General features: G+C 49.6%; 13 protein-coding genes. 6 read left to right on the top strand and 7 right to left on the bottom strand.

The features are described 5' to 3' along the window. Nucleotides 1–248: 248 nt before the first annotated feature. A complete protein-coding gene (locus B4E62_RS18165; RefSeq protein WP_310067306.1) occupies nucleotides 249–1,196 on the top strand; it encodes a DegV family protein in 948 nt (315 codons plus the stop codon). An 84-nt stretch (nucleotides 1,197–1,280) separates the two neighbouring features. Here the strand turns inward: B4E62_RS18165 and B4E62_RS18160 are convergent, their stop codons facing one another. The 4 genes from B4E62_RS18160 to B4E62_RS18145 form a co-directional block, all read right to left on the bottom strand. Then, nucleotides 1,281–4,472: a di-heme oxidoredictase family protein gene (locus tag B4E62_RS18160; protein ID WP_310067310.1), complete on the bottom strand. Its 3,192-nt coding sequence runs from the start codon at nucleotides 4,470–4,472 to the stop codon at nucleotides 1,281–1,283. Nucleotides 4,473–4,890: 418 nt separating this feature from the next. Then, a complete protein-coding gene (gene galE, locus B4E62_RS18155; RefSeq protein WP_310067312.1) occupies nucleotides 4,891–5,919 on the bottom strand; it encodes a UDP-glucose 4-epimerase GalE in 1,029 nt (342 codons plus the stop codon). A gap of 182 nt (nucleotides 5,920–6,101) precedes the next feature. Beyond that, the gene (locus B4E62_RS18150) at nucleotides 6,102–6,776 is read right to left on the bottom strand and encodes a TorF family putative porin (protein WP_331353052.1); all 675 of its coding nucleotides are present in this window, start codon (nucleotides 6,774–6,776) and stop codon (nucleotides 6,102–6,104) included. A gap of 229 nt (nucleotides 6,777–7,005) precedes the next feature. Then, nucleotides 7,006–8,004: a DMT family transporter gene (locus B4E62_RS18145; protein WP_331353051.1), complete on the bottom strand. Its 999-nt coding sequence runs from the start codon at nucleotides 8,002–8,004 to the stop codon at nucleotides 7,006–7,008. Nucleotides 8,005–8,429: 425 nt separating this feature from the next. Here B4E62_RS18145 and B4E62_RS18140 point away from each other — a divergent pair, with 425 nt between their 5' ends. From B4E62_RS18140 to B4E62_RS18130, 3 genes are read left to right on the top strand one after another with little or no spacing between them, the layout of a single operon-like run. Beyond that, nucleotides 8,430–9,671 carry a multifunctional CCA addition/repair protein gene (locus B4E62_RS18140; protein ID WP_331353050.1) on the top strand — a complete coding sequence of 414 codons (1,242 nt, stop codon included), beginning with the start codon at nucleotides 8,430–8,432 and terminating at the stop codon, nucleotides 9,669–9,671. Between the two features lie 48 nt (nucleotides 9,672–9,719). After that, nucleotides 9,720–10,481 (top strand): pteridine reductase, encoded by a 762-nt coding sequence (locus B4E62_RS18135; RefSeq protein WP_331353049.1) that lies wholly within the window; start codon nucleotides 9,720–9,722, stop codon nucleotides 10,479–10,481. Between the two features lie 22 nt (nucleotides 10,482–10,503). After that, nucleotides 10,504–11,469, top strand: coding sequence for a magnesium transporter CorA family protein (locus tag B4E62_RS18130; protein WP_331353048.1), 966 nt, complete (start codon nucleotides 10,504–10,506; stop codon nucleotides 11,467–11,469). 2 nt (nucleotides 11,470–11,471) lie between these two features. Here B4E62_RS18130 and folK read toward each other — a convergent pair whose 3' ends face one another. Genes folK through tsaD form a run of 3 tightly spaced genes read right to left on the bottom strand, consistent with a single transcriptional unit; the run spans nucleotide 11,472 to nucleotide 13,380 of the window. After that, complete coding sequence (gene folK / locus B4E62_RS18125) at nucleotides 11,472–11,984, bottom strand: 2-amino-4-hydroxy-6-hydroxymethyldihydropteridine diphosphokinase (RefSeq protein WP_331353047.1); 513 nt, start codon at nucleotides 11,982–11,984, stop codon at nucleotides 11,472–11,474. Further along, nucleotides 11,981–12,340, bottom strand: a complete 360-nt coding sequence (gene folB, locus B4E62_RS18120; RefSeq protein ID WP_310067330.1) for a dihydroneopterin aldolase — start codon at nucleotides 12,338–12,340, stop codon at nucleotides 11,981–11,983. The genes folK and folB overlap by 4 nt, the downstream gene beginning before the upstream one ends. 11 nt (nucleotides 12,341–12,351) lie before the next feature. Beyond that, nucleotides 12,352–13,380 carry a tRNA (adenosine(37)-N6)-threonylcarbamoyltransferase complex transferase subunit TsaD gene (tsaD, locus tag B4E62_RS18115; protein WP_331353046.1) on the bottom strand — a complete coding sequence of 343 codons (1,029 nt, stop codon included), beginning with the start codon at nucleotides 13,378–13,380 and terminating at the stop codon, nucleotides 12,352–12,354. A 223-nt stretch (nucleotides 13,381–13,603) separates the two neighbouring features. On the opposite strand from tsaD, the gene rpsU reads away from it, so the two are divergent. Both rpsU and B4E62_RS18105 read left to right on the top strand, forming a co-directional pair. Further along, the gene (gene rpsU / locus B4E62_RS18110; RefSeq protein WP_084618192.1) at nucleotides 13,604–13,819 is read left to right on the top strand and encodes a 30S ribosomal protein S21; all 216 of its coding nucleotides are present in this window, start codon (nucleotides 13,604–13,606) and stop codon (nucleotides 13,817–13,819) included. 135 nt (nucleotides 13,820–13,954) lie between these two features. Further along, nucleotides 13,955–14,410 carry a GatB/YqeY domain-containing protein gene (locus B4E62_RS18105; RefSeq protein WP_331353045.1) on the top strand — a complete coding sequence of 152 codons (456 nt, stop codon included), beginning with the start codon at nucleotides 13,955–13,957 and terminating at the stop codon, nucleotides 14,408–14,410. Nucleotides 14,411–14,441 lie beyond the last annotated feature (31 nt).

Genomic DNA, 14,441 nt, shown 5'->3' with positions numbered 1-14,441 from the left:
AGATTTCCGCCCACCTTTTGTAAGCCATGGCTTACACGCTTGTCGTCCTGACCGCACAACAACTTCCGCGATTCCTCACAAAGCGCGGTGATTTATGCGACTACTGCTTTATCGTCCCAAGATCGATACTGGCACCATCTGCTCAACGGCTGTATACCAAAAAACACAGCGGGAGCGACAAGGACCAACATGCCAAGGAGGGCGCCAACCATTCTTACAACAATGCTGTAATCCAGTGGAGAAAGAAAATGTCATCCAGGACGTGTATTGCCGTAGATTCGACTTGCGATTTGCCTGCAAAGTTTATTCAACAACACAACATTGAAGTGCTGCCCATTTATATCAACCACTCCAAAGGGCAGGAGCTGGATTATCGTGATCCTCAAACCATGTTGAATTTTTACAAAAATCATTCACGCGATGTCTATGGTTTGGCGCAATCCGATCCACTCTCCGTCAACGACATGACCGATATCCTCAGGGAGCGTTTGCTGCCGAAATACGATTTGGTGCAAGTCGTCACCATCAACAGCAAAAAGAGCGATGTATTCAAACGCGTGTCTGAAGCGGCTCTGGTAAACGAACCGAAATTCCGCGAGATGGAAAGAACTGAAGGCCGCGCACCTTTCCGCATTCGCTTGTACGATTCCATGTCCATGTTTACCGGCCACGCGCTGCTGGTATATGAATTAGTAAAACGCATCCATGTGGATAATTTGCCCCTGAATAAATCCATTCGCGAAATCGATAACATGCGCGATCAGGTGTACGGCTACTTAATTCCAAATGATTTGTCTTATATGCGTGAACGCCGTCATCTGCGCAAAGGCGACAACAATATTTCATGGATTAATTTTAAATTGGCAAGCGCATTAAACCTGCGCCCGATTGTGCAATTGCACCGCGGTGCAACCGATAAAATCGATACCGGCAAAGGCTTTTTAGGTGCGCTGGAAAAATTGTTTGCCCATGTAAAAAAACAAATCCAACAGGGTTTGACTAGCGAAGTCGTTGCGATGAGTTATGGCGGTTTGTTGGAAGATATTAAAGACGAACCGATCCTCGTGGAATTCCGTGAATTCTGTAAGCAGTACAACGTTAAAACCATGCTGTCGATGATGAGCATGACCGGTGCGATTAATGTAGGGCCAAAATCTTTTGCATTGTCATTTGCTACAGATAAAGATTTGGTGTGATTTTTTTAGTTAGTACAGAACAAAAATTTAAAAGCAATAACTCCCGCCAGTTGCCTGACGGGAGTTTTTTTTGCCACAAATTAATTACAAGGATTCGAGGAATTTAATCAAATCATTGCGCTGCGCCGCCGTCGCCGCTTTGTACGCGGATTGGCTCGCACTCGCTTCACCACCGTGCCACAAAATCGCTTCGTTGATAGTGCGTGCGCGACCATCGTGTAACAAGCGGGTGTGGCCATTGACGGCCTCGGTCAGACCCAAGCCCCAGAGCGCCGGCGTGCGCCACTCGCGGTTTAGCGCGGCATTGCTGGTCAGGCGATCGGCCAGGCCATCACCCATATCGTGCACCAACAAATCGGTGTAGGGCTTGATGGTTTGACCGCGCAATTCTGCCAATGGGTGCCCGTAATCGGTCGTCATACTCGGGGTATGACAACCGCCGCAGCCGAGATTGGCAAACACTTGCTCACCGCGTACGACATCGGCGTTATTGACCGTTTCGGGACGACGCGCCGGTGCGCCCAGCGCCTGCATGTATACAGCAACCAGATTGACGCGCGCATCGCTCAACTCAACGCCCGCTGGCCCTGCATTGCGGCAGGCGGTTTGGTTGGCACCACAAGCGGGGCCCTGGAAGATACTGGTGCTTACCCCTATATCTTCATGCAGCGCATCAGCAGTGAACTGCTCAAGCGTGGCGATATTCGCTTTCCAGCCAAAGCGGCCGATACGCTGGTCACCGGTTTTGGCATCAGTCACCTGCACCGCGCGGCCGGAAATACCATCGCCGTTGCTGTCATTCAGATCATGGCGCTGTAGCAAAGTCGCTTCAGGTACCGCTTCCAATAAGCCCAGTCCGACAATGGTTTGCGCCATGCGCGGCGAGAAGAAATTCACTTGCCCGCCAGCCTGATCCAATACTTGCACCGAGTAGCTGGGTGCTTGCAGTTGATAAGCTGTGCCGTCATTGAAATTACCGGAAACAGTGCTGTAACTCAGGCTTGTAGTCGCTTCCGCCGGTACACCGCCATTGCGCGATTGCGGCTGTAATACTTTGCCGAAATACGCGTGAGGCAATGCATTACCCTGGGCATCGGTACTGCCGGAGCTGACTTTTACCGCCATGGTATTGGGCAACTGACCCGCGACTGGCGCCAAACCGCGACCATTATTGGTATGGCAACCCACGCAGGAATTATTGATTGTCAGGCCGGTAGACAGGTTCGCCAGCTCGGGGAAATCCGGATTGCCCGGCTCAAAGTGCTTACCATTAACAAAATCCGTGTGGAAAATGCGGCGGCCATTCAAGAAACCATTGTGGGTTTCCCAGCGGGTATTCAGGGCTTCGCGGAAGAAGGAAGTCCACAGGTAATCATGGCGATCAACAATAAAAGGGCTTGCTGCAGTAGGCGCATATTCCAGTACCGGATCGGTGAAAATCTGGCCACCGTCACGATAAGTCACTGTCGCATTGTTGGCCGGATTGGTAACCAGATAAGACGGCTTTTGGTAGCCCTTGGCGATACCCTGTGGCGAACGAACCGGCATATAGCCCTGACCACTGGAATCCACCAACACACCGGAAGTGCTGATGACATCCGCTTGCGCGATTCCTTTAAACGCGCGCACTGGTGCTGCCGTAGCGGCGCCACCGGCAGACAGTTTCGCATTCAGCTCATCATTGTTGACGATATACAAACCCGGGCTGCCCAGTTTGATGCGGAAGGTATCCGTGTAGTAAACGCGCTGGGCGCTGACTTTTGGATCAGTCTCGGTGAAACCTAACCATTGCTGGAATTCAAAGTCATAGAACTCACCGGTGCGCAAAGTCGTTTGACCTTCGCGTTCACCCGGCACAAAACGGGTTCCCACACAGCGCCAGCGCTCGCCCTTGCCAGTCGCCGGATCAGCAGTCGCAATACGAGTGAAGCCGCCGTTATCACCAAAGTAGGAACGGTAAGGGTTAAACAAACTCTTGCGGCAGCCAATATCATTAAAGTTGGCGTATTCAGGTTCATAGAAAATCTCTACGCGCGATTCACCTTTCGGGGTGTGATCATGCACCTCAAACTTGAAGGTGCGGTGCTCGTGATAGAACGATGGAAAGGTGTAGAAGATAGTTTCAGCTTCATGACGCGCCCGCGCGCGACCGCTGCCGAAGGTGACGATGGTGCCGTCTGGCTCAATGCGCCAGTTGCGCGATACTTCTTGCGAAAACTGGGTCGGGAACAGCGGCTTGTAGTTCACATTGGCGGGAATACTGGCCGCCACACTGCTGGATGAAGGCACTGCCGGTGTCGATGAGCGGCTCGATGAAGACGCAGGGATACTACTGGGAGCAACACTGCCAGGCGTAGCACTGCTGGCGACGCTGCTACCTGTACCGCCAGAACCATAGACTTTCAGTTCAAAAATCGAATAGCCCCATTGGTTGCCTGCACTGCGCGCCGTGCTATACACACGCAAATAACGATAAGAGCCGGTTACGGCAAGCGTATCGGTGCGTGCACCAAAAGTACCGCCGGTACGGCTCGCCAGATCGGTCCAGGTTGCATTGTTATTCGAGCCTTGCACAAGGTAATTGGCGGCATTGGCTGCCTCCCAATCAATTACCACCGAATTCAGGGTTTTAGCTGAGCCAAAATCCAGGCTGATCCAGGTTGGGTCAATGGCGTGGGTTGACTCCCAGCGGGTACCGGGGTTGTTATCAATCGCCAACGCGGCGGGTTGCTGCTGGCTGCTGGCCGCCACTATCGCACCGGTCGCAAGATTCAGGTTCGCGGGGATGCTGGCGGCGCTGCTACTCACAGGTACCGCGCCATACACCTTCAGTTCCCAGATCGAATAGCCCCAGTTATTGCCGGTACTGCGCTGGGTACAATTAATGCGCACATAGCGATAGGAACCGCTGGCCGCGACTGTATCGGTACGCGTACCAAAAGTGCCGCCGGTACGGCTGGCGATAGTATTCCAACTCGTGCCATTGATTGAACCTTGCACCTCATAGTTGGCTGCATTGGCCGCCTCCCAATCGATAACGACTGAAGACAAGTTATAGCTGGCGCCAAGATCGACACTCAACCATGACGGGCTAATACCATGGGCAGATTCCCAACGGGTACCGCCATTGCCATCCACCGCATTGAGCGCAGAGGTGAGCGACGTGCTGGCCGTAGCCGTCTTATTAAGCGCAAGATTCGTTTGGGCAAAGAGATTGTGACTAATAAGCAGTGAACAGAGCAGAAATAGCATCCTGCCCAGGGTGATGGTTTGCATAATTGTCTCCACTGGTTCCTTTCCAGCCACTGGCATTCACGCCTCTGACGAGATCTTATCGTTATTGAATGCGCTGACCGGACAAGGGAATTAGCTGATTGTTTTGACTTACCGTTAAGCGCGACTTTTGGAAAACAACAACTGTCACGCCAAAATTTTTATTGGAATTGTGGTGGTGTGTTGATGAACTAACACACTAGTAAGCTTCAACTATTAGCCGGACTTTCTCTTCTCACTTTTGGAAAACTGCTTAAAGATGGGGCATCTCACTTGCCTCTGTAAAAAGTGAGATGGATTTGTGTATAACTGGTCACACCGCAACTGTGCGGAAAACCAATTACATCGAAACCGTCCTAAAAAAAACAGCCGATGGAATCGCTTCCATCGGCTGTTCTGGTAAAACGATTAAACAGAACGATCAGTTGTTGTAGCCATTGGGATTTTGCGACTGCCAGCGCCAGGCATCTTTCATCATCCGCGCGAGATCGTATTTTGCAGTCCAACCCAACTCCGCTTTGGCCTTGATCGGATCGGCGTAGCAGCTGGCGATATCCCCCGCTCGGCGCGGCACAATTTTGTAGGGCACAGCGCGGCCACTCGCCTGCTCAAATGCCTTGACCATCTGCAAGACCGAATAACCAGAGCCGGTACCCAGATTGTAGGCGCGGCAGCCTTTGCCGGCCCGATCCAACTTCTTAAGCGCCGCGACATGGCCGAGAGCGAGATCAACCACATGGATGTAATCGCGCACACCAGTGCCATCCACCGTGGGGTAATCGTCTCCAAATACGCTTAATTCTTTGAGTTTGCCAATTGCCACCTGCGCTATGTACGGCAGCAAATTATTCGGGATTCCGGCTGGATCTTCGCCAATCAGACCGCTTTCATGCGCCCCAACCGGGTTGAAGTAGCGCAGCAGGGAGATATTCCACTGGCTGTTGGGCGCCTTGGCGATATCGGTCAATATTTCCTCAACAATCAGCTTGCTGCGACCATAAGGATTGGTGGCAGAGGTAGCGAAATCCTCCTCGATAGGTACCGACACCGGATCACCATAGACGGTGGCCGAGGAGCTGAAGATCAGCTTCCACACCTTGAACTCTTCCATCACCTCGGTGAGCGATAGGCTACCCGCCACGTTGTAACGGTAGTATTTCATCGGAATCTGGTTGGACTCCCCCACCGCCTTCAAACCGGCAAAGTGCATTACCGCCTCTATCTCGTAAGTGCGGAATACATCGCGCAGGGCGTCCTTATCATTGATATCCACCTCAAAAAACAGAGGCTCAACACCGGTAATTTGGGCTACACGCTTGAGTGATTCAGCACTGCTATTGCACAGGTTATCGACCACCACCGGCAAATAGCCGCTATTGATCAGCTCAACGCAGACATGGCTGCCGATAAAACCGGCACCGCCAGTAACAAGAATAGGAGAACGGGACATGCAAGATTCCTTATAAAGATGTAAGCCATTGCGCACGCATTGAACCAGAGTTCGGGCGACAGCATAAGGGCTTGGAAAGAATCTTTTATTAAATCATATAATTATTATTTTATTAAGTAACTAATAGCAAAAAGGCAAGCCGAGGCTTGCCTTTTTGGTGCCAAGTTTTAGGCAGCTAAAACTTACTCGATTGGTAAAGCGAGACCCACTACGAATTTAGCTTCGTCGTTGTAAGAGCCATCCACATCGTCCACAACTTTACCAACAGTGAAGCTCAGCTTGCTGTTGTAGGCATAGGTCAAATCAACGTGAGACAAATCATCTTCATGAACGCCGTATTTAACGGTGAATGCACCAAATGTACCGGCTAATGTCATGTAGTTGTAATCGTCAGCGCCTTCCAGGTTCTCATAATAGGTGAATGCGATTGGGCCGTAACCAATCATTGCAACCGCCTCAACCAAGTCACCTGGACTTAATGCCTCTGGCGTCACATCAATACTTTCGCCATCCACAACTTCAGTTGCGCTAGCTGGTTTTGGGTAGCTGTATGACCAAACACTGATATCAAATTTGAAATCACCAAAAGCATTGCCGTAACCAACATAAAGGTCATACTCCTGACCCATCACCGCATCACCTGAACCTGCCCAAACACCACCATAGAAACCAGCGCCGCTAACTTTCAAGTCACCCCAAATTTGTGGATCGCCTTCACCCAAATCCAGACCGCGCCAGTAGTACATATTGGCCGCGCCAACAGCTGCAGAAACTTCAGCGTGCGCCGCTGGAACAGCAAAACCCGCCATAGCAGAGAGAGCGATAGCACCAGCGATTAATTTTTGTTTCATCTTCATGAGTTCTTCCTCTATTTAATGGTCTTTACTAGTTAGTTTTGAGGCAGCTATTGATAATTCACACTAGCTTGATCGCAATATTGCAGATACCACGCCAGTTTTATTTTTGTCTTTTAAATCATTGTGTTATGAGTTGAATACAAGATTGCATACCCTAAACAAAACCGACTCAAGCACAAGCATGGTGCATAAAAACCCGGCGCGCCACCCTGGCGCGCACCAAAACAACTCATTTAAAGCGAATAACGTACTCTTTAATCTTTTGCAGTTCTTGTTGCGCGCTGGTTTCACCCTCTTCCAATGAAGGCTCAGTCAACTTGCGCAGCAACCATGCGTTTAGCGACGCCACTGCAGCACTGAATGACCAAGGCAGATAGAGCAACAAAGCAAAGAGCACAATGGCCACACCGATTAACGTTTGCGACGATAAAACCTCATCCGCCAAGGTCTTACCAATCACAATCGCCAATATCGGTGTCATCAAAGTGATGAGCGACACCGCGCTCGCAGACATTCGCTGCAAAATATAAAAGAACAGCGCTGCTCCTACTAACGACCCCATGATCGATAAATAAATAATCGATGCACCGGATTTCACCGACACTTGCTGCGGTACAGCGCCATCCATTAGCCACCAACTCAACACTAATCCCGGCAGCGAAAAAAGTAGTGCACCGCTGGCTTGATGAAATGCATCAAGGCTCACCGTTTCCTGCTGGGTTAATTTTTTTACCCACACACTGCTAAAACTAAACAATACACAGGAAAGTAAAATGCTGACGATGCCATATACCGAGCGAATATTAAATTGTAATTGGTGATAAAAAATAACAACCAGACCAGCGAGCGCCAACACCAAGGCAACTACTTTTCTGAACGTGAAAGGATTTTGTTTTAGCAGCCACAAGGTCATCAAACCCGTGACGAAAGGTGACATCGCAAAAATCACCGCCACTAAACCCGATGGAATAAATTGCACGCCCCAATACACAACAGGCATGTTGGGAAAAATACCAATCGACGCCGCAAAATAAATGTGACGGTGCTGCCAATAGGTAGCAAGGGATCTTCGCAGTAATCCATGCACGAGCAATGCAATCGCCAACGCAATTGACATGCGCGCCACAGCGGCGGCGATAAAGCTCAGGCTATCGCTACTCCATTGAATAGCGAGTGGGGTGGTAGCCCAAATTAACACTACCGAAAAATACGCAAATAACACAGCCACGGCATAACTCCTTATTGCCCAATGAGCAACTGACGAGAGAATGACCGCAGCAAACAATCAGCAAGACTGCCTGTAAAAATCAGCAAACTGAAAGTAAAAAAACTGAAACCCGAAAACAAAAAAAGGCCGCAGTTTTTATGCTGCGGCCTTTGTTTATAACGATTATTCAACTAATCAACAAATTCCGCCAAGCAACGCGCGCAGACCACAAACCAAATCATTGGTCGTAGTGCGCGGGCGATATGCTTGGCGGAATAAATTGGATACATAATTAATTGATCTAAGGTTATAAGGTTTTTGAAAACTGAAGCGAGGTTAATTTAATTTCTGTTCAGCCACAAGTCATTTTTGCATTTTTTTTATTCAATTAATTACCCTATACTCGTGCCCTCCTTTTTAATGCAAAAAAGTAATGACCAAACGAAATGAAAACATATCTGGTTGGCGGCGCTGTCCGCGATAAATTATTAGGCCGCACCGTCACTGAACGAGATTGGGTGGTAGTGGGCAGTAGCCCCGCGCAAATGGTCGCCAATGGATTCACTCCAGTAGGTCAAGATTTCCCTGTCTTTCTGCATCCGCACACTAAAGAGGAGTACGCGCTCGCCCGTACCGAGCGCAAAACCGGCAAGGGTTATGGCGGCTTCAGTTTTTACTGTGGCGATGAAGTGACACTGGAAGATGACCTTATCCGCCGCGACCTCACCATCAACGCCATGGCAGAAGATGATAACGGCAAGATTATCGACCCCTATAACGGTCAGCAGGACCTCGCCGACCGACTCCTGCGCCACGTATCGCCCGCTTTTGCCGAAGACCCGGTGCGCATACTGCGCATCGCCCGTTTTGCTGCGCGCTATCACACATTAGGGTTTCGCGTAGCCGATGAAACTATCGCATTAATGCAAACCATGGTCGCCAACGGCGAGGTAGATCATCTGGTGGCGGAACGTGTGTGGAAAGAAACTGAACGCGCACTTGGCGAACCGCATCCTGAAATTTTTGTTGAAGTGTTGCGTGCGTGCCACGCACTAACGCGTTTATTTCCTGAAATCGATGCACTTTTTGGGGTACCACAAACGGCAGTGCATCATCCGGAAATTGATACCGGCACCCATACATTGATGAGTCTGCAACAAGCAGTAAAACTGTCGCCCAGCACCTGCGTGCGTTTTGCTACGCTCTTGCATGATCTCGGTAAAGCGGCGACACCGGTCGATGAATGGCCGCGCCATATCGCCCACGAAGATCGCAGCCTGCCGCTTGTCAAAAAATTGTGCGAACGTATCGCAGCCCCCAAAGATTACAAAGACCTGGCCATGATGGTGGCGCAATGGCATACCCACTGTCATCGCGCATTGGAATTAAAACCGGCAACGATATTAAAAGTATTGCAATCCAATGATGCGTTTCGTCGCCCCGAACGCTTTGAACAATTTTTATTGTGCTGTGAGGCCGATGCACGAGGACGTACGGGTTTTGAAAATCGCGCTTACCCCCAGGCAGATTTTTTTCGCACTGCGTTCAAGGCAGCACAAGCCGTAGATATTACCGCCATCCAGCGCGGCGGTTTTAGTGGCAAAGAATTTGGTGATGAAGTTAATCGCCAGCGCCTGCAAAATCTGGTTCAATTGAAGAACAGCATTTCAACCCCACCCCCAGCGTAACTATAACCTCACCTATAAGTAACGCAGCGGTTATCGAGAGATAAGCACATGCCCGCAACCACCACCAAAGTGGCACTGGTAACCGGTGCCGCCAAACGCATAGGTGCCGAAATCGCCCGGCAGTTACACAAAGAGCATTTTAATGTAGTGATTCACTATCACCAGTCGGATAAAGCGGCAAAAGAACTTGCCAATGAACTAAATGAAGAGCGTGAAAATTCTGCATACTGCATTGCTGCAGACCTCAATAATATGGAGCAAATCAATAATCTCGCCATGCAAGCACAGCAGCATTGGCAACGCCTGGATTTACTCGTCAACAATGCCTCCAGTTTTTATCCCACACCTATTGGCGAAACCAGTGAAGAGGATTGGGACCAGTTAATTAACTCCAATCTCAAAGCACCGTTTTTCCTTGCGCAAGCGCTCGCTAAAAAATTGGGTGAATATCACGGCTGTATCATTAACATTGCCGATATTTATGCGGACAAGCCGCTCAAGAAACACAGCATTTATTCTATCGCCAAAGCGGGCAATGCGATGCTCACCAAAACATTGGCACAAGAGCTGGCACCAATGATACGTGTGAACGGTATTGCACCAGGCGCTATCCTCTGGCCAGATGATAGCCACAAAAAACCGGAAGACCGATTGTCGGACGACAACAAAGAGAAAATGCTCGCCAAAATCCCACTGCAGCAGCGCGGCCAAGCACAGGACATAGCGCGAACAATTTTATTTTTGACGCAATCCCCTTATATTACCGGGCAAATACTCACCGTCGATGGCGGTCGTACGATTACGATTTAGTCTTTATACCCATGAGAAACGCATGATAAGAACACAATTATTAACCGCAGCAGGTGAACGAATTGAAGGTAATGCCGAATTAATTGAGCGCTGGCGATGCGACTATGGCAGCTATATCTGGATAGATTTGATTAATGAAGAGCCGCACGCAGAAAAGCAATTTTTGTTATCTATGCAGTGCCATCCGCTAGCAGTCGAGGATGTACAGCGTTTTCGTCACCCACCTAAAACGGAAACATTCGATAACTACACCTTAATTTTATATCGCGGCATCACCGAATTTAATAAAGACCTCACCATACAGCAAATGACCATTGCACTTTTTGCTGGTGATCGCTGCCTGATTAGCTGCCATCCGCGTCATTCATTGGGCGTTACGCATTATTGGGAAAATGCCCATCATGAGAATTTATTAGTCAGCCCCGGCTTGTTAGCGTCGCGCATTATGCGTTTTTCCGTCGGGCGCTATTTGGAGTCAATCCTTGCATTTGAAACCTCACTCAATGAGCTGGAAGATGCAATGCAAGAAAAACCCAACGACGAAGTTATGCGCGAATTAATCAGTTATCAATCGCGACTACGCAAACTCAAACGGATTTTTAGCTACCACGAAAAACTTGTCACCAATTTATTAAAAGATATTCCGCAGCGATTAATTGACGAAGACGGAGATATAGAACACGGCTTGCAGGATCTATTCGAGCGCTGTGAACGCCTGCACGGCTTGTGCACCATGTACTATGAAATTTGCGGGGATCTAATCAACGGCTACTTATCAATCAGCTCGCACCAGCTAAACAACACCATGCGCGTACTGACAGTTATTACCGCGATTTTTGTGCCACTTACCTTTATCGCCGGAATTTACGGGATGAATTTTGACAACATGCCCGAGCTGCACATGCCCTACGGTTATTTTTATACACTCGGGGGAATGCTGGTAATTGCAGCAGGGTTTGGAATTGTTGCGTTTAAGAAGTGGCTATAAAGCTAGGCGACCGAAATAATCTTGCCACTCCACTTAAAATCAATCGCCCACAGGGACTGTGAGGCCTGATCATACTCCAACCATAAATCACGATAGTTTTTTTGCAATTGCGGATGCAAAACGTCCGGCGCAATTTCAGCTAGCGGCAGAAGTACAAATGCATTTTTGGTGATTTCGGCACGCGGTAATTCAATATCGTTTTCAATCCCGACGAAATCGCCGTAGGTCAAAATGTCGATATCCAGAGTTCGCGGGCTAAACTTTGGCCCGTTACGCTTGCGGCCATTATTATCTTCAATGCGTTTTAGTGTTTCCGATAATTCAATAAGCGACAAAACCGTATTGGCGCCAACAACCAGATTAAAAAAGTTGCTGCCATCAAAACCGACCGATTTACTTTCGTAAACCGACGATATTTGCAATTCACCAAACAACTCCGCCAGCGCATCCAGCGCCGCCGTAATATTGTTATGGCGATCAACATTACTGCCCAAGCTTAAATAAATCGCCGTCATTCGGGTTTTGCCCCGCGCTCGATCAGCAAACCCACATCGCGCGCACCGCGCACTGCACCCGGTTTGCTTAACCGCAAACGCAACCAGGGCACATTAAATTCCGTACGAATCACCTGCGCAATTTCTTCTGCCAGCGTTTCCACCAATAGCGCATTACGGTTTTCAACGTAGGCAATCAAGCGTTTGGAGACAGCTTTGTAATTCAACGCATACTGGATATCGTCAGTCTCGGCGGCTTTGCGAATATCACTCGCCATTTCCAGATCGATACTCACGGTCTGGCGCACTTCGCGCTCCCAATCGTAAATGCCGATAATCGTATCGATACGCAAATCGCGGATGTAGACAATATCCATAAAAACTTCTTTTAAAGTGAAGAGAGTGTATTGAGTGGCCAGCGCGCTTTGACATTAATGGCGAGACCTTCGTGTTGGCCCGCAAGCAAACGCTGGCAACCGGCGTAGGCGATCATGGCGCCGTTGTCAGTACAGAATTCGTGGCGTGCATAAAATACTTTTGCGCCAATTTTGGCGAGGCTTGCATCCAGATCAGCGCGCAACTTTTTATTAGCCGAAACGCCACCGGCAATTACAAGCGTTTTCATGCCGGTTTGTTCTAGTGCGCGCTTGCATTTGATCACAAGCGTATCAACAACGGCAGCTTGAAATGCATTGGCGATGTCGGCGCAGGTTTGGTCATCGGGCAAACCATTCGCTTGTTTGTTGGCATTAACCGTCGTGAGTGTTGCGGTTTTTAATCCGCTGAAACTGAAATCCAAACCGGGACGATCTACCATTGGGCGCGGGAATTTAAATCGACCATCATTACCTTGGTCGGCAAGTTTGGCGATTTGCGGGCCACCGGGATAATCCAGATCGAGCATTTTGGCGGCTTTATCAAACGCCTCGCCTGCCGCGTCATCAATCGATTCGCCTAGCAATTCGTACTCACCCAGCGCATCGACTTTTACCAACTGGGTGTGACCGCCCGATACCAACAAGGCCACAAATGGATATGCAGGCGGATTGGCCTCCAGCATGGGAGCGAGCAAATGGCCCTCCATATGATGAACGCCAATCGCCGGAACATCCCATGCATAAGCCAGTGAGCGCCCCATAGACGCGCCGACCATCAGGGCACCGATAAGGCCTGGGCCCGAGGTGTATGCAATACCATCTATATCGGCAGCAGTAGAGCCACTCGCGGCCATTACCTCATTAATCAGCGGCAGCAATTTGCGCACATGATCGCGCGACGCAAGTTCCGGCACTACACCGCCATACTCCGCGTGCAGTGCGATTTGGGTATACAGGACATGCGCCAGCAAGCCGCGCTCACTGTCGTAAACTGCCACCCCTGTCTCATCACAGGACGTTTCCAAACCCAATACACGCATAAACCAACCTCTTGCCGCCCTTATTTTCAGGGGCGATCACCAACACAGGGCGGCTATGATAAAGGCTGGCATCGCGAAAACCCAGCACTCTCACGCGCGCAAGGTTGCGGCTGCCATAAGAAGCGTATAGAATCCGCACCCCTCGGATACTTCACTGTGTTTACACTCTGGCGCCTATCCACAAGACATCATTTATTAGCTCTCTTTGATTACAGGTAACAGCATGCCTTCAGTAAAACTTAAAGAAAACGAACCCTTTGACGTAGCTCTGCGTCGTTTCAAGCGCGCTTGCGAAAAAGCAGGCATTTTGGCTGACGTTCGCGCTCGCGAATGCTACGAGAAGCCAACTACCGTTCGTAAGCGTGATGCTGCTGCCGCTGTTAAGCGTCATGCTAAAAAGGTACAACGCGAATCTAAAAAGTTTACCCGTCTGTACTAAGTTATTGCGCCGACTCTGTCGGTAGTAATAGTTAGTTTTGATCGGTTCCGCTCGTTAGCCTGTTTGCATCTGTCAACTAACGAGTTGTGCGTTCCACTCCTGTACCCAAATTGATTACTCAATAAGCGGTGATTCATGAGTCAACCAACGCTAAAAGACCGCATAAATGATGCCTTAAAGACCGCGATGCGCGCTAAAGAAAAAGAGCGTGTCGCGGTTTTGCGTCTTGTGATGTCGGAATTTAAAAAAATCGAAGTAGATGAGCGCATCGAAGTTGATGACGCCCGCGCCTTGGTCGTGCTCGACAAAATGGTCAAGCAGCGCCGCGACTCCGAACAACAGTATCGCAACGCCAATCGCCCGGAGCTCGCCGAGCAAGAAGCTTACGAAATCACTGAAATTCAAGCCTATCTGCCCGCTGCACTCAGCGCTGCCGAGCTTGATGCTATTGTTACCAAAGCATTAGCCGACGCTGCTGTGACTGAGGCGCGCGATATGGGTAAAGCAATGGCATTGATCAAACCCCAGGTACAAGGTCGTGCTGATATGGGCGAAGTGAGCAAGCTGCTTAAAGCCAAGTTGAGCAATTAGTCGTCAGCTGCTAGTTTCTAGCTATCCCCTC

This window comes from Cellvibrio sp. UBA7671 (assembly GCA_002483145.1).
GTDB classification, from domain to species: domain Bacteria; phylum Pseudomonadota; class Gammaproteobacteria; order Pseudomonadales; family Cellvibrionaceae; genus Cellvibrio; species Cellvibrio fibrivorans.
Note: the sequence above shows the minus strand (reverse complement) of the source record. Positions and strands in the feature narration are given on the sequence as shown.